At 70.4% G+C, this 15,632-nt stretch carries 14 protein-coding genes and 1 tRNA gene; 12 read left to right on the plus strand and 3 right to left on the minus strand.

The window, feature by feature from the left end; all coding sequences use genetic code 11:
• Positions 1–5: 5 nt before the first annotated feature.
• Positions 6–569, plus strand: a complete 564-nt coding sequence (locus ACZ45Z_RS11910) for an SUKH-3 domain-containing protein (RefSeq protein ID WP_468360126.1) — start codon at positions 6–8, stop codon at positions 567–569.
• A gap of 199 nt (positions 570–768) precedes the next feature.
• Here the strand turns inward: ACZ45Z_RS11910 and ACZ45Z_RS11915 are convergent, their stop codons facing one another.
• Positions 769–2,343 carry a sensor histidine kinase gene (locus ACZ45Z_RS11915; protein ID WP_468360129.1) on the minus strand — a complete coding sequence of 525 codons (1,575 nt, stop codon included), beginning with the start codon at positions 2,341–2,343 and terminating at the stop codon, positions 769–771.
• A gap of 156 nt (positions 2,344–2,499) precedes the next feature.
• Here ACZ45Z_RS11915 and ACZ45Z_RS11920 point away from each other — a divergent pair, with 156 nt between their 5' ends.
• The 7 genes from ACZ45Z_RS11920 to ACZ45Z_RS11950 all read left to right on the plus strand — a co-directional run bounded on the left by ACZ45Z_RS11920 (position 2,500) and on the right by ACZ45Z_RS11950 (position 8,206).
• The gene (locus ACZ45Z_RS11920; RefSeq protein WP_468360132.1) at positions 2,500–3,342 is read left to right on the plus strand and encodes a hypothetical protein; all 843 of its coding nucleotides are present in this window, start codon (positions 2,500–2,502) and stop codon (positions 3,340–3,342) included.
• A 29-nt stretch (positions 3,343–3,371) separates the two neighbouring features.
• Positions 3,372–3,443: transfer RNA gene (locus tag ACZ45Z_RS11925), tRNA-Gln, on the plus strand.
• 121 nt (positions 3,444–3,564) lie between these two features.
• On the plus strand, positions 3,565–5,022 hold the full coding sequence (gene glmU, locus ACZ45Z_RS11930; protein ID WP_468360135.1) for a bifunctional UDP-N-acetylglucosamine diphosphorylase/glucosamine-1-phosphate N-acetyltransferase GlmU: 1,458 nt from the start codon (positions 3,565–3,567) through the stop codon (positions 5,020–5,022).
• 72 nt (positions 5,023–5,094) lie between these two features.
• Entirely contained in the window at positions 5,095–6,069 is a 975-nt protein-coding gene (locus ACZ45Z_RS11935; RefSeq protein ID WP_468360138.1) for a ribose-phosphate diphosphokinase, read from the plus strand.
• Between the two features lie 222 nt (positions 6,070–6,291).
• The gene (locus tag ACZ45Z_RS11940; RefSeq protein WP_468360141.1) at positions 6,292–6,885 is read left to right on the plus strand and encodes a 50S ribosomal protein L25/general stress protein Ctc; all 594 of its coding nucleotides are present in this window, start codon (positions 6,292–6,294) and stop codon (positions 6,883–6,885) included.
• 128 nt (positions 6,886–7,013) lie between these two features.
• Positions 7,014–7,601 (plus strand): aminoacyl-tRNA hydrolase, encoded by a 588-nt coding sequence (pth, locus tag ACZ45Z_RS11945; RefSeq protein ID WP_468360144.1) that lies wholly within the window; start codon positions 7,014–7,016, stop codon positions 7,599–7,601.
• Between the two features lie 80 nt (positions 7,602–7,681).
• Positions 7,682–8,206, plus strand: a complete 525-nt coding sequence (locus ACZ45Z_RS11950; RefSeq protein ID WP_468360147.1) for a hypothetical protein — start codon at positions 7,682–7,684, stop codon at positions 8,204–8,206.
• 145 nt (positions 8,207–8,351) lie between these two features.
• Here ACZ45Z_RS11950 and ppc read toward each other — a convergent pair whose 3' ends face one another.
• Positions 8,352–11,129, minus strand: coding sequence for a phosphoenolpyruvate carboxylase (gene ppc, locus ACZ45Z_RS11955; protein ID WP_468360150.1), 2,778 nt, complete (start codon positions 11,127–11,129; stop codon positions 8,352–8,354).
• A gap of 304 nt (positions 11,130–11,433) precedes the next feature.
• Here ppc and ACZ45Z_RS11960 point away from each other — a divergent pair, with 304 nt between their 5' ends.
• Both ACZ45Z_RS11960 and ACZ45Z_RS11965 read left to right on the plus strand, forming a co-directional pair.
• A complete protein-coding gene (locus ACZ45Z_RS11960; protein ID WP_468360153.1) occupies positions 11,434–12,411 on the plus strand; it encodes an acyl-CoA desaturase in 978 nt (325 codons plus the stop codon).
• A gap of 7 nt (positions 12,412–12,418) precedes the next feature.
• A complete protein-coding gene (locus ACZ45Z_RS11965; protein ID WP_468360156.1) occupies positions 12,419–13,105 on the plus strand; it encodes a TetR family transcriptional regulator in 687 nt (228 codons plus the stop codon).
• A gap of 70 nt (positions 13,106–13,175) precedes the next feature.
• Here the strand turns inward: ACZ45Z_RS11965 and ACZ45Z_RS11970 are convergent, their stop codons facing one another.
• On the minus strand, positions 13,176–14,000 hold the full coding sequence (locus tag ACZ45Z_RS11970) for a trans-aconitate 2-methyltransferase (protein WP_468360159.1): 825 nt from the start codon (positions 13,998–14,000) through the stop codon (positions 13,176–13,178).
• Positions 14,001–14,153: 153 nt separating this feature from the next.
• Here ACZ45Z_RS11970 and ACZ45Z_RS11975 point away from each other — a divergent pair, with 153 nt between their 5' ends.
• Both ACZ45Z_RS11975 and ACZ45Z_RS11980 read left to right on the plus strand, forming a co-directional pair.
• Positions 14,154–14,651, plus strand: a complete 498-nt coding sequence (locus tag ACZ45Z_RS11975) for a MarR family winged helix-turn-helix transcriptional regulator (protein ID WP_468360161.1) — start codon at positions 14,154–14,156, stop codon at positions 14,649–14,651.
• A 91-nt stretch (positions 14,652–14,742) separates the two neighbouring features.
• Positions 14,743–15,606, plus strand: coding sequence for an SDR family NAD(P)-dependent oxidoreductase (locus ACZ45Z_RS11980; protein ID WP_468360164.1), 864 nt, complete (start codon positions 14,743–14,745; stop codon positions 15,604–15,606).
• Positions 15,607–15,632: the final 26 nt, after the last annotated feature.

Consider the following 15,632-nt stretch of genomic DNA (forward strand, 5'->3'; position numbering starts at 1 on the left):
GCACCATGCCGCCCGCCACACCCCCCGCACCCGCCCCCGGTCCCACCCACGACCGCGTCGGCTCCACCCGCTTCCCCGTCGCCGTCGACGTCGCCCTCCAAGAGGCCGGCTGGAAATCCGGACGCTGGGACATAAAGCGCGCGGAACACTGGGCCGACACCCTCCGCGGCCACACCTCCCCCGCCGGCCACCGCCACACCGTCTTCCCCGCCGCCGTCGAAGCCTGGGCCGAATTCGGCGGCCTGCGCATCACCGGCCCCGGACCCGGCCGCCACATCGCCCCCACCCCCTTCGCCCTCGACCCCCTCCACGGCCTCCACCTCGCCCGCACCCTCGGCGACCTCGGCCGCGCCCTCGACACCGACGTCGCCCCCCTCGGCCAGGAAGAAATCCCCACCCACGACGGCACCACCGCCGCCCAGGCCGTCCTGGCCATCGACACCGAGGGACGCGTCTACAGCCTCGACCACACCGGCGACTGGTACCTGGGCCCCACCATCGACCACGCCCTCACCACCCTCGTACTCGGCACCCGCCCCAGCCGTTTGAGCGTGGCAGGGCCGGCGTAGGGCGCCGGGGGCGGCACACGGGTTCCTCCCCCTCCGGGGCGGACGCGGGACCCACGGGAGGGACCAGGCCGCAGGGACGCAGTCTCGGAGGCTTGGCCCCGTACCCACGCACCCACCCCGCGACCCGCCCCAAACCACCCCACCCGCGCCCGCGCCCGCCGCCAGGCGGGCACAGAACAACCCCCACCGACACGGCGGATCACCCGGCGACGTGCGACCCGTCCGAGACCGGCAGCACCGCACTCACCCGGAACCCACCCGCCTCCGTGGGCCCCGCCACGAACACCCCGCCCAGCGCCGTCACCCGCTCCCACATCCCCACCAAACCGTTGCCCCCACTGGGCAACCCCGCATCCGTAGCCCCCCGCTGCGACGGCCCGTTCTCCACCTGGACCGCCACCTCACCCACCCGGTGCGCCAACCGCACCCGCGCCCGCGCACCCGGCGCGTGCTTGTGGACATTCGTCAGCGCCTCCTGCACCACCCGGTACACGGTCTGCTCGACCCCGCGCGCATAACCCCGGCCAGCCCCCTCACCAGACGCCCCACCGGACACCTCACCAGGCCCCCCGCCCGGCCCCTCCACCGACAACTCGACCACCATGCCCGCCGCCCGGGACTGCCCCACCAGTTCCCCCAGCTCCGCCAGACACGGCCCCTCACCCTCCGGCTCCCCCACCGCCGAGGCCGCCACGGAAGCCCCCGACGCCCGCCCGGCAGCAACACCGGCCCCCGCCGGCACACCCACCAGGGACGACTCCGCCGCCACACCGCCCCCCGACCCGGGCACCGCCTTCCCCTCGACGCCCGCCCGCGCGCTCCCCTGGGCGCGCGCCTTGGCACTCGCCTTCACGCTCCCGCCGGAACTCGCCTTCGAGGCCACCGCCACCAACCGCTCCGGCGCATCCGACGCCGGACCGCCCCGCACCGCCGCCCCCTCCGCCGTACGCAACACCCCCAACATCTCCCGCAGCTCCGTCAGCGCCTGCCGCCCCATATCCCCGACCAGCGCCGCGTTCTTCGACGCCTTCTCCGGGTCCTTCAACGCCACCGCCTGCAACGCCGCCGCGTGCACCACCATCAAACTCACCCGGTGCGCGACCACGTCGTGCATCTCCCGCGCGATCCGCGTCCGCTCCTCGTTACGGGCCCACTCCGCCCGCTCCTCGGCACGGTCCGCCAACAACGACAGCTCCCGCTCCAGACCGTCCGCACGCTCGCGCAAGCTCTCCACAAGCCTCCGCCGGGCCCCCACGTAAAGCCCCCACAACACCGGCGGCGCCGTCGCCACCAACCCCACCGCCACCGCCATCGCGGGCACGAACCACACCGGCGGATTGAAATCCTCCTGCGACGCCACGTCCTGCCGCAGCGAAAGAAACGTCGTCACCAACGTCCCCACCACCGTCATCCCCGCCAGCAACGCCGTGATCCGACGCGGCACATCCGACGCGGCCAACGTGTACAGCCCCACCACACCCAGCAGCGCGCCCATCTCCGCCGGCATCACCACGATCGACACCAGCACCACGGCCACCGGCCACCGGCGCCGCACCAGCAGCACCGGGCCCGCCACCACCCCCAGCAGCATCCCCAGCAATTCCGGCAGATGCGCCTCCTGCGCGAACCGCGCACCCTCCAGCACACACTCCACCGCCGAAGCGGCCGCCAACAACACATCCAGTACGGCACTGCGCCGCCGGGCCCACCACCACGGCCCATCCGTGGGCGCGCCCCTCACGCCCGCACCTTCACTTGCCCCCGTCGCGGTCATACCGCCCAGCCTACGGGCGCCCGCGACCACGCGATCGACGAGAGCCCCCAGCACGGTCCTGACCCATTACGCGCCCTTACCCACCGTTAACCCACGAACTACTGAATCGCCCCCCTTTCCCCCACCACCCCACCCCCCGACCGCCAATCTGTTCCCATGACGCACACCCATCCGGACCACGAGTCCTTACGCCCCCAAGCCGTCGCCCTACGCCGCGCCGGCCTCAGCCGCCGCCAGATCCGCGACCGGCTGCAGATCTCCCAGGACCATGTCCTCACTCGCCTGCTCGAAGGCGAACCCCCGCCCGAGTGGACACGCCGCCCCAACGCGAAGGACGACCTGCGAGCGGAGGCCCGCGCCCTGCGGTCGGCGGGCAAGACGTACGACGAGATCGTGGCCGCCCTCGGCGTGTCCAAGAGTTCGGTCTCACTCTGGGTCCGCGACCTCCCCAGGCCCGCGACCCCGCCCGAGCGCCTCAACCGCATGCGAGAGGCCCGCTGGGAGCCGCACCGAAGGGCGGTGAAGGCCCAGCGGCAAGCGACCAAGGCAGCGGCGGCCCAAGAGATCGGCGAGCTGTCGGACCGGGACCTGTTCATCGCGGGAATCACGCTCTATTGGGCCGAGGGCACGAAGGACAAGCCGCACGCCCGACGGGAAGGGGTACAGCTCATCAACAGCGACCCCCACGTCATCCGCCTCTTCGTCCAGTGGCTGGCGCTCGTGGAGATCCCGCAGGAGCGCCTACGCCGTCATGTCTCGATCCACGAGTCGGCCGACATCGCGAACTCCGAGCGCTACTGGGCGAACCTCGTCGGTATCGAGCCGGCGGCACTGGGCAAGACCGTGATCAAGGAGCACCGGCCCAGGACCATCCGCAAGAACGTCGGCGAGGGCTACCACGGCTGCCTGGTGATCCGGGTGCTACAAAGTGCAGAGCTATACCGTCGCATCGAGGGCTGGTGGTACGGCATAGTGTTGGGTGCCAAGCAGCCGGGCTGACGAAGCATCCGGCCTGCTTGACAGAGCACTCCCCCGTGGTGTAATTGGCAACACGCATCGCTTTGGACGATGTATTTCAGGTTCGAGCCCTGGCGGGGGAGCAAAGCAAAGTTCGGGTCCTGACTACCAAGTCAGGACCCGCCCGCGTTTCGGCCCCAATACGCCCCGGTATCCTTCCGGTGACCACCACCCGAAGTAGCCAAGAAGCCGAAGGGCATCCCCGTGAGCGCCAACCGCCCGGCAGCCGTCGTCGTTCTCGCAGCGGGTGAGGGCACCCGCATGAAGTCGGCGACCCCCAAGGTCCTGCACGCGATCTGCGGCCGGTCCCTCGTCGGCCATGTCGTCGCCGCCTCCCGTGAGCTGGACCCGGAGCATCTCGTCGTGGTCGTCGGCCATGCCCGCGAGCAGGTGCGGGCGCATCTCGCCGAGGTCGATCCGGGGGTGCGTACGGCCGTCCAGCACGAGCAGAACGGCACGGGGCACGCCGTACGGATGGGCCTGGAGGAGCTGACCGGCTCCGGCACCGCGCTCGACGGCACGGTCGTCGTGGTGTGCGGCGACACCCCGCTGCTGACGGGCGAGACGCTGCGGAGGCTGAGCGAGACGCACGCCGCCGACGGGAACGCCGTCACGGTGTTGTCGGCCGAGGTGCCGGACGCGACGGGTTACGGCCGTATCGTCCGCGACGCGGAGTCGGGCGCGGTGACGGCGATCGTCGAGCACAAGGACGCGACCGACGCGCAGCGGGCGATCCGGGAGATCAACTCGGGGGTGTTCGCGTTCGACGGGCGGCTGCTGGTCGAGGCTCTGGGGAAGGTCCGTACGGACAACAGCCAGGGTGAGGAGTATCTGACCGATGTGCTGGGGATTCTGCGCGAGGCCGGGCACCGGGTCGGGGCGGCGGTGGCGGGTGATCACCGGGAGATCCTGGGGATCAACAACCGGGTGCAGTTGGCCGAGGCGCGGCGGCTGCTGAACGAGCGGTTGCTGGAGCGGGCCATGCTGTCCGGTGTGACGGTGGTGGATCCGGCCACGACGTCGGTGGATGTGTCGGTGACGTTCGAGCAAGATGCGACGGTTTTGCCGGGGACGCAGTTGCTCGGTGCGACGCATGTGGCGTCGGGGGCGGAGGTGGGCCCTCATTCGCGGCTGACGGACACGGTGGTCGGTGAGGGTGCTTCGGTGTCGTTCACGGTGGCCGAGGGCGCGCAGGTGGGGCCGGGGGCGAGTGTGGGGCCGTACGCCTATCTGCGTCCGGGTACGGATCTCGGCCGGGGGTCGAAGGCCGGGGCGTATGTGGAGATGAAGAACGCGACGGTGGGTGAGGGCACGAAGGTGCCGCACCTGTCGTATGTGGGGGACGCGACGATCGGTGAGTACACCAACATCGGTGCGGCGAGTGTGTTCGTGAACTACGACGGTGAGGCCAAGCATCACACGACGGTCGGGTCGCATTGCCGGACCGGGTCGGACAATATGTTTGTGGCTCCTGTCACGATCGGGGACGGCGCTTACACGGCGGCCGGCTCGGTCATCACCAAGGATGTGCCCCCGGGTTCGCTGGCGGTCGCGCGTGGCCAGCAGCGGAATATCGAGGGTTGGGTCGCGCGGAAGCGGCCCGGAAGCGCCGCCGCGCAGGCGGCTTCGGCCGCTCGCCAGGAGTCCGAGGGCGAGCGGTGACCGTGCATCGGGTGCGCCGTGCGGGGCGTACCGTGATTAGCGCACGCAAACAGGGATTCGAGGAGATTTGCTGTGACCGGGATCAAGACGACCGGCGAGAAGAAGCTGATGCTCTTCTCCGGCCGCGCCCACCCCGAGCTGGCCGAGGAGGTCGCGCACCAGCTCGGTGTGGGCCTGGTCCCGACGAAGGCGTTCGACTTCGCCAACGGTGAGATCTATGTCCGCTATCAGGAGTCGGCGCGTGGTGCGGACTGCTTTTTGATTCAGAGCCACACGGCTCCGATCAACAAGTGGATCATGGAACAGTTGATCATGATTGATGCGCTGAAGCGGGCTTCGGCCCGGAGCATCACCGTGGTCGTGCCGTTCTACGGCTATGCGCGTCAGGACAAGAAGCACCGTGGTCGGGAGCCGATTTCGGCGCGGCTGATCGCGGACTTGATGAAGACGGCGGGTGCGGACCGGATCGTCACGGTCGATCTGCACACGGATCAGATCATGGGCTTCTTCGACGGGCCGGTGGATCATCTGTTCGCGCTGCCGGTGCTGGCGGATTACGTCGGCGCGAAGGTGGACCGGGACAAGCTGACGGTGGTTTCGCCGGACGCGGGCCGGGTGCGGGTGGCGGACCGTTGGTGTGACCGTCTGGGTGCGCCGCTGGCGATCGTGCACAAGCGGCGTGACAAGGACGTGGCGAATCAGGTCACGGTGCACGAGGTCGTCGGTGACGTGAAGGACCGGGTGTGTGTCCTGGTCGACGACATGATCGACACGGGTGGCACGATCTGTGCGGCGGCGGACGCGTTGTTCGCCAACGGCGCGTCGGACGTGATCGTGACGGCGACGCACGGTGTGCTGTCGGGTCCGGCGGCGGACCGGCTGAAGAATTCGAAGGTGAGCGAGTTCGTGTTCACCAACACGCTGCCGACACCGGGTGAGCTGGAGCTGGACAAGATCACGGTGTTGTCGATGGCGCCGACGGTGGCGCGGGCGCTCCGCGAGGTGTTCGAGGACGGTTCGGTGACGAGCCTCTTCGAGGAGCAGTGAGCTCGGCCGGTGTTCCGGTGACCTCGGCCGGTGTTCCGGTGTGAGCTAGGTCGGCGGAGATCGACTTTGGGGCGGCCTTCCCGCCGGGTAGACTCGTGGAGTTGCTCGGCGAGGGAGGCCGCACTTGTGTGTGGTCCGTCCGTTATCGACGCGCTCTTCGTAGCAGGTCTGTCGTGGGCCGGGTAACGGTCAGCAGTTTCCTGAGATACGAGGAGTGCAGTCATGGCTGAGGTCAAGATCGCCGCTGAGGTTCGTAGCGACTTCGGTAAGGGCGCGGCCCGTCGTACGCGTCGCGAGAGCAAGGTTCCGGGTGTGGTGTACGGCCACGGTGCCGACCCGCAGCACATCAAGGTCGACAGCCACGCGCTGATGATGGCCCTGAAGACCCCGAACGTGCTGATCCGTCTGGACGTGGAAGGCAAGGACGAGCTGGTCATCCCGAAGGCCGTGCAGCGTGAGGCCATCCGTGGCTTCCTGGTGCACGTCGACTTCCTGGCCGTCCGCAAGGGCGAGAAGGTCACGGTCGAGATCCCGATCCTGACCGAGGGCGACCTGGCGCCGGGTTCGAACCTGCTCGAGCACCTGCTGAACACGCTGCCGGTCGAGGCCGAGGCGACGCACATTCCGGAGTCGGTGACGGTTTCGGTGGCGGGTCTGGACACCGGTGACACGGTGCTGGCGAAGGACATCACGCTGCCGGCCGGTTCGACGCTGGCCGTCGAGGACGACGCCGTGGTGCTGCAGGTCGTCGCGGCGCAGGCGGAGGCTCCGGCCGAGGAGTCGGCCGAGGGTGAGGGTGACGCGGCCCAGGGCTGATCGTCACCGCTTGAGGGTTTTGTCCAACCGCTGCCGCGCGCCTTTGGGTGCGGGGTGGCGGTTGGGCTGTTTCATGGGCAGTTGGCCGGGGTCCGGTGGTTTCGCCGGCGGATGTGGGAGACGTAGTGATGACGGACGCTGATCCGTGGCTTGTGGTGGGGCTGGGTAATCCGGGGCCGGAGTATGCGGCGAATCGGCACAATGTGGGTTTCATGGTTGCCGATTTGCTGGCCGAGCGGATGGGCGGGCGTTTCAAGGCGCACAAGGCGCGGGCGCAGGTGGTGGAGGGGCGTTTCGGTGCGCCGGGGCCGGCGAGTCGCCGGGTGGTGGTGGCGAAGCCGTTGTCGTTCATGAATGTGTCGGGTGGTCCGACGACGGCGTTGCGGGATTTCTACAAGGTGCCGGTGGGGAACATCGTGGTGGTTCACGATGAGTTGGATATTGATTTCGGTGCGTTGCGGTTGAAGTTGGGCGGCGGCGACAACGGTCACAACGGTCTGAAGTCGATCACGAAGTCGTTGGGTGCGGAGTATCACCGGGTGCGGTTCGGGATCGGGCGTCCGCCGGGTCGTATGCAGGTGGCGGATTTCGTGTTGAAGGATTTCTCGTCGGCGGAGCGCCAGGAGTTGGACTACTTCGTGGACCGCGCGGCGGATGCGGTGGAGGGGTTGGTCCTGGACGGTCTGGAGCGGGCGCAGAGTACGTACAACTCGTGAAGGGGACAGTACGGGGCAGGGTCTGACGAACCGGGGGCCGAGGTTGACCGGGTGCTGGGGGATGGCCAAGGATCGCCGCCATGCCTTCAAGCAGTTCGCGCACCAGTTCTGTCAGACGCGGCCGTCTTCGGCGGGCGGGTGAGAGCGCCTATGGGGCGTTGCTCGTCGCCCGGACCGGGTTGATGGGTTTGCTGGCGTTGCTGTTGCTGGTGGCGGGGGTGTGGACGTCGTGGCACACGGCGCGGTACGCGATGCTCGTCGCGGCGCGGGAGCGTGGCGTGATGACGGTGGCGGCGTGTGGTGAGGACCGGTGTACGGGGCCTTATGTGCCGGAGTCAGGGGCGGGTAGGGCGCGGTCGAGGGTGACGATCGTGCGGACCGCGGCGCCGGACAGGGGTGAGCGGGTCGAGGTGACGGTGAAGCCGGGGACGGCGCGTGCGGTGCGGACGGGGCCGGCGGGGATCTTGCACGCGTGGGTGCCGTTCGCGGGGGCGTTGTTGCTGGCGGCGTTGGTGGTGGCCGGGGGGATGCGGTTGCGGCGGACGGCGTGGGTGATGGGGTTGTGCGGTGCGGTGTTGCTGGGGGCGGCTTTCGCGGTGCTGTAGGCGGCGGTTCCCCGAGTGCGGTGCTCCGGAACGACGGTGTCCCCGAGTGCGGTGCTCCGAAACGGCAGTGCGGTGCTCCGGAACGGCGGCGGCCCGCTCCTTCTGGTGGTGAAGGGGCGGGCCGTCGTCGTGGTGCGGGGGCGGGTCAGCCGGTGTTGCGCAGGCCGGCGGCGACGCCGTTGACGGTGAGCAGCAGGGCGCGGGCGAGGACGGGGTCGGCCTCTTCGCCGCGGGCGGCCGCTTCGCGCTGGCGGTGCAGCAGGGAGACCTGGAGGTAGGAGATCGGGTCGAGGTAGGCGTCGCGGATGTGGAAGGTCTGCTTCAGGACCGGGTTGGAGTCCAGGAGGGTGCTCTCGCCGGTGATGCGCAGGACTTCGGCGACGGTCAGGGCGTGTTCGGCCTTGATGGTGTCGAAGATGTGCTTGAGGTCGTCGGGGACGAGGGTGTCGACGTAGTGCTGGGCGATCCGCAGGTCGGTCTTGGCCAGGGTCATGGCGACGTTGGACAGGAAGTTGCGGAAGAAGTGCCAGTGCTCGTGCATTTCGTCCAGGACGGTGTCGAGTCCGGCTTCGCGGGCGGCCTTGAGGCCGGTGCCGACGCCGTACCAGCCGGGGACGATCTGGCGGGACTGGGTCCAGCCGAAGACCCAGGGGATGGCGCGCAGACCGTCGAGTCCGGCGCCGGAGTCGGGGCGGCGGGAGGGCCGGGAGCCGAGGTGGAGTTCGGCGAGCTGGTCGACGGGGGTGGAGGCGAAGAAGTAGGCGGGCAGGTCGGGGTCTTCGACGAGGCGGCGGTAGGAGCCGTGGGCGGCCTCGGAGACGGTTTCCATGGCCGCGTCCCAGCGGGCGAGGGCTTCGTCGGACTGGCGGGGCGCGGTGTGCAGGGCGGATGCCTGCAGCGTGGCGGCGACGGTCAGTTCGAGGTTTTCGCGGGCGAGTGCGGGGATGAGGTACTTGTCGGAGATGACCTCGCCCTGTTCGGTGACCTTGATCTCGCCTTCGAGGGTGCCGTAGGGCTGGGCGAGGATCGCGTCGTGGGAGGGGCCGCCGCCGCGGCCGACGGTGCCGCCGCGGCCGTGGAAGAGGCGCAGGCGGACGCCGTGGCGGTGGGCGACGTCGCGCAGGAGGCGCTGGGCGCGGTGGATCTCCCACTGGGAGGTGGTGATGCCGCCGAACTTGGAGGAGTCGGAGTAGCCGAGCATGACTTCCTGGACGTCGCCGCGGAGGGCTACCAGGCGCCGGTAGGAGGGGTCGGCGAGCATTTCGTCCAGGAGCTGGTCGGCGATCTTGAGTTCGTCGGTGGTTTCCAGCAGGGGGACGATGCCGATCTTGGCCCAGCCGGCGTGGAGGTCGATCAGGCCGGCTTCGCGGGCGAGGACGGCGGCGGCGAGGACGTCGTCGGAGCCCTGGCACATGGAGATGATGTAGGACTCGATGACCTCGGGGCCGAAGGTTTCCTTGGCCTTGAGGATGGTGCGGAAGACGCCGAGGGTCTTGGCGCCGGCCTCGTCCAGGGGTGCGGGGGTGGGGGCGAGGGGGCGGCGGGAGCGCAGTTCCTTGGCGAGGAGCTTGCGGCGGTAGTCGCGGGGCATGTCGGCGTAGCGCCAGGATTCTTCGCCGAGGCGGTCGAAGAGCTGGCCGAGCGCGTGGTGGTGGGCGTCGGCGTGCTCGCGGATGTCCATGGTGGCGAGCTGGAGGCCGAAGGCGGAGATGGTGCGCAGGGTGCGCTCCAGTTGGCCGTCGGCGACGAGGCCGCCGCGGTGTTCGCGCAGGGAGGTCTGGATGAGGGTGAGGTCGTCCAGGAGTTCGCTGGTGCCGAGGTAGTCGCGGCCGGGGACGTGCGCGGTGTCGGCCGCGAGGCGTTCGCGGGTGTTGACGAGCTTTTGCCGGATGCAGGTGGCCTTGAGGCGGTAGGGCTCTTCTGCGTTGAGGCGCTTGTAGCGGGGGCTGATCTCGGGGAGGGCTTCGAGGTCGGCCTGGAGGGAGCTCAGGAGCTCGTCGGTGGCGCCGCAGTTGCGGATGGAGTTGGACAGGGCGCCGCGGAGTTCGTCGATGTGGTCGAGGGCGTCGGTGATGCCGTGTTCGTGCTGGAGGATCAGGACGTCCCAGGTGACCTGGGGGGTGACGTTGGGGTTGCCGTCGCGGTCGCCGCCGATCCAGGTGCCGAAGGTCAGGGGGCGGGTGCCGGGGGGCAGGGTGGTGCCGGCGCGTTCGAGTTCGGCGGCGAGGTCTTCGAGGACGTCGCCGACGGCGCTGCGGCCGAGTTCGTCGAGGTAGTAGATGGCGTTGCGGGCCTCGTCGGTGGGCTCGGGCCGGGCGACGCGCAGCTCGTCGGTCTGCCAGATGAGGTCGATGTTCTCGGCGAGGCGGACGTCGGCGCGGCGGCGCTCGTTGGTGTCGGTGCGGTCCAGGAGCTCGGCGACCTTGCGGAGCTTGGTCAGCACGGAGCGGCGGGCGGCCTCGGTGGGGTGTGCGGTGAAGACGGGGCGGACGCCGAGGTGGCGGGCGGTTTCGCGCAGGTGCTCGGGGTCGGCGTCCTTGAGCATGTCGGCGGTGCGGGCCAGGATGCTGCCTTCGGCGGCGCGGCGGGCGCGCAGTTCGCGGCCGCGGTGGACCTGCTCGGTGACGTTGGCCAGGTGGAAGTACGTGGAGAAGGCGCGGACGAGCTTGGCGGCGGTGGCCAGGTCGGTGTCGCCCAGGAGCCGGGCGGCGGCTTCGCCGTCGGAGCGGGTCAGGGCGCGGACGCGTTCGACGAGGTCGAGGAGTTCCGGGCCTTCCTGGCGGACGAGGGTTTCGCCGAGGAGGTCGCCGAGGCGGCGGATGTCGGCGCGCAGCGCGACGTTGTCGCTTTCGGCGCCGGTCCGGGCGGTGTGCTCGGTCTGCGGGGCGGCGTTCTCGGCGGGGGTGATGTCGGCACTGCTCACAGGTGCGGCTCCTTGCGGCGATCAGGGCCGTCGCACCGCTACTCGTTCAGGGGGTTCGCGGGCGACGGCTGGGCAGGTCTGATGCGGGCGGGTGCGGACCGCGCTGTCCGACGAAACCCAGGATATGTCTCCCCGGAATCGGGGAATCACACCGTCCGGGGTGTGGGCATCTGTGCTGTGAGCGGATGTGCGGGCCCTGTCACAGCCTTGCTCGTGGCGGCGGCACTGCCATACTTACGAAACCGTAGGTTACGGTTCCGTAGCCGTAGCCGTGCCCCCGAGCCCCCCGACGAGGGACACCACAATGACCGCAGGACCAGAGATCGAAGAGTCACCGATTCCCGCCGATTCGCCGCTTCCCCCCGCCACGCTGGGTGGCGACAGCAAGCGTTCCGTGGAGCAGATCGCACTGTTGTTGTTCATCACGGTGCCGTTCCTGGCGCTGCTGGCGGCCGTGCCGCTCGCCTGGGGATGGGGGGTGAGCTGGCTGGACCTGGGGCTGATGGTGGTGATGTATTACATCGGCTGCCACGGCGTCACGATCGGCTTCCATCGCTATTTCACCCATGGCGCCTTCAAGGCGAAGCGTCCGCTGCGCATCGCGCTGGCGGTGATGGGGTCGATGGCGGTGGAGGGGCCGCTGGTGCGCTGGGTGGCCGACCACCGCAGGCATCACAAGTTTTCCGACGCGGAGGGGGATCCGCATTCGCCGTGGCGTTTCGGTGAGAGTGTGCCCGCCCTGCTCAAGGGCCTGTGGTGGGCGCATATCGGATGGATGTTCGATGAGGAGCAGACGCCGCAGCAGAAGTACGCGCCGGATCTGATCAAGGATTCCGCGATCCGTGCCGTCTCGCGTCAGTTCGTGTGGTGGACGATCGTCTCGCTGGCGATTCCGCCGGTGGTGGGGGGCCTGGTGACGTGGTCGTGGACGGGTGCGCTGACCGCGTTCTTCTGGGGTTCCCTGGTGCGGGTGGCGCTGTTGCATCACGTGACGTGGTCGATCAACTCCATCTGCCACGCGGTGGGCAAGCGGCCGTTCAAGTCGCGTGACCGGTCGGGCAACGTGTGGTGGCTGGCGGTGCTGTCGTGCGGTGAGTCGTGGCACAACCTGCATCACGCGGACCCGACGTCCGCCCGGCACGGCGTGCTGAAGGGGCAGCTCGATTCCAGCGCCCGGCTGATCCGCTGGTTCGAGAAGGCGGGCTGGGCGTATGACGTGCGGTGGCCGGACGCCGCGCGCATCGACGCCCGGCGCAAGGACGAGGCGCGTCAGGCGGCATGATTGACGGGTGGCGATCGACGGCAGCAGCGTGAGCAACAGCAAGCCCGGCCCCTCCGCGGGCGCGGGCCCCCGACGGATCCGGCGGGTCCGGATGACCGGCGCCGAGCGTCGGGAGCAGTTGCTGGACATCGGTCGCACTCTGTTCGCCGAGCGGGGGTTCGAAGGCACGTCGGTGGAGGAGATCGCGGCGAAGGCCGGGGTGTCCAAGCCGGTGGTCTACGAGCACTTCGGCGGCAAGGAGGGCCTGTACGCGGTGGTCGTGGACCGCGAGATGCGCCAGTTGCTGGACATGGTGACCGGCGCGCTGACCGCCGGTCACCCGCGTGAGCTCCTCGAACAGGCGGCGTTCGCGCTGCTCGATTACATCGAGACCTACACGGACGGTTTCCGCATCCTTGTCCGCGACTCCCCCGTCGCCCAGTCGACGGGCACGTTCGCGTCGCTGATCAGCGATATCGCCACCCAGGTCGAGGACATTCTCGGCCTGGAGTTCAAGGCCCGCGGTTTCGACCCGAAGCTGGCCCCGCTCTACGCCCAGGCCCTGGTCGGCATGGTCGCCCTGACCGGCCAGTGGTGGCTGGACGTCCGCACCCCGGAGAAGGCGGAAGTGGCCGCGCACCTGGTGAACCTGGCCTGGCACGGCCTGGACGGCCTGGAGGCCAAGCCCCGGCTGATCGGGCACCGGCGGGCCTGAGCGGGCGCTCGCGTCCTTTGGGCGGGGGTGCCGCCCGCCGTTCGGCGTCGGCGGGCGGCGGGTGTCGCGGTCAGGCCGTGGGTGGCTTCTGGGCGATGGCGAAGATACGGCGGAACGGGAAGACCGTGCCGTGGCGGCCGGGTGGGTAGGCCGCGCGCAGGAGGTCGCGGAGTTCGGTGAGGAAGGCGTCGCGGGCGGCGGGGTCGTCTTCGAGGGCGGTCAGGACGGGGCGCAGGGCAGTTCCTTTGACCCAGTCCAGGACCGGGTCCTCGCCCTGGAGGAGCTGGACGTAGGTGGTCTCCCAGACGTCGGTGGCGCAGTCGAGGCCGGTGAGGCGTTCGAGGTAGTCGGCGGGTTCGAGGATGTGGACGAAGCGGCGGCCGTGGGTGTCGAGGCGGTCGCGCCAATGGGGGGCGTCGCACAGCTCGCCGAGCAGGGCGTGGCTGGGTGCGGTGAAGTTGCCGGGGACCTGGAAGGCGAGGGTGCCGCCGGGGCGCAGGCCCTGTATCCAGGGGCCGAAGGACTCGGGGTGGCTGGGGACCCATTGCAGCGCCGCGTTGGAGACGATCAGGTCGTACGGCTCGTCGGGCAGCCAGTCGGCGGCGTCGGCGGGGGCGAAGTCGAGGTAGCCGCCGCCGGGGGTCGGGCCGGCGTGGGTCTCGGCCTCCTTGAGCATCTCGGGGGAGTTGTCGTAGCCGGTGATGTGCGCGTCGGGCCAGCGCTCGGCGAGCAGGGCGGTGACGTTGCCGGGGCCGCAGCCGAGGTCGGCGATGCGGGGCGGGCGGTCGTGGCGGGGCAGGTCGGGTATCCGGGTGAGCAGGTCGTGGAAGGGACGCGTCCGGAGTCCGGAGTGGCGCAGGTACTGCTGCGGATCCCAGGTTGGTGCGTCGTGCATGTTCGAAACCCCTTTGCGGATGCAGGGCTGACACAGCCGGTTCAGGCCAAGTCGAGTAGAACCCGAACTCCCGCCGACGATGCCCAATAGTCCAGCGAAATATATCTTGACGTCAAGAGACTTCATGTCGACAGACCCTTTACACTGATCGTCATGGAGGACGAGGTCGACCGACTGGTCGCAGCATGGCGCCGCGAGCGCCCGGACCTCGACGTGGAACCACTTGAGGTCCTCAGCCGCGTCTCCCGCCTGGCCAGGCACCTCGACCGGGCCCGCCGGATCGCCTTCTCCGAGGTCGGCCTGGAGCCCTGGGAGTTCGACGTGCTGACCGCGCTGCGCCGCGCCGGAGCGCCGTACCAGCTCTCCCCCGGGGCGCTGCTGACGCAGACCCTGGTCACCTCCGGCACGATGACCAACCGTATCGACCGGCTCGCCAAGAAGAACCTGGTCGAGCGGCTGCCCGACCCCAGCGACCGGCGTGGCGTGCTGGTCAGGCTGACCGCCGAGGGCCGGGACAAGGCCGATCAGTCACTGGCCGGTCTACTCACCCAGGAGCGCGCCATTTTGGCCGAACTCTCCCGGCAGCAGCGTGGCGAACTGGCCGGGCTGCTACGCAAGCTGACCGGACCGTTCGACAACATCCCGGGCTGAGCCCTCCCGCCCGCACCCGCCCTCGCGGCCCCAACACCCGGCGTCCGCCGTCCTCTTGCCCGCCGCGTCCCCGGTGGGCTTGGATCACGCCATGACCCAGGAGCACCCGGAGCACCGGCAGCCTCACCCTCCGCGACCGCCGTCGCCCGAGGCCCGCCCGACGCCCGGCGGACGGCCGGACGGAGGGCCCGGCCGGCACCCCGGCGACCGGTTCCGTGGCCGCACGGCCGTGGTGACCGGTGCCGCCACCGGCATCGGGGCGGCCACCGCCGACCGGCTGGCGGCCGAGGGCGCCGGAGTGCTGCTGCTGGACGTCGACGACGCGCGCGGCGAACACACCGCCCGCCGGATCCGCGCCGCCGGCGGCCGGGCCTCCTACGCACACTGCGAGATGACGCGCGAGGACGACTGGCGGCGCGCCGTCGAGGCCGCCCGGCGGCGCTACGGCCCCGTCGACGCGCTGGTCGCCGGCGCCTTCCCGCACCGGGTCCGGCCCGCCGACGCCACCGCGCCCGCCGACGGCGAGCGGCGGCCGGCGGTCGACCTCAGCGGCGCGTTCCTGGGCGTGCGCGCCGCCATCGCGGACCTGCGGGAGCGGCACGGCGCGGTGGTGCTGACCTCGTCCGTGCCCGCGCCGGCCGGCCTGCCCGGGCGCATGGCGTACGCCGCGTCCAAGGCCGGACTGACGGGCCTGGGGCGCCGGTTGGCCGTCGAGTACGGGCCCGAGGTGCGGGTCAACAGCGTGCTGCCGGGGCCGGTGCGCACCGACGCCTGGGACGCCCTCGGCGAGGCGCAGCGGCGGGCCGGCGCCGAGCGGATCGTGGCCGGACGGCCGGGCCGGCCCGAAGAGGTCGCCGCCGCCATCGCCTTCCTGCTCTCCGCCGAGGCGTCCTTCGTCACCGGCGCGAGCCTGGTCGTGGACGGCGGCTGGAGCGTGTGCGAGAGCGCGCCCTGAGGCCGGGGAGGAAGCGGGCCCCCGCC

This window comes from Streptomyces sp. NPDC031210, from assembly GCF_055570395.1.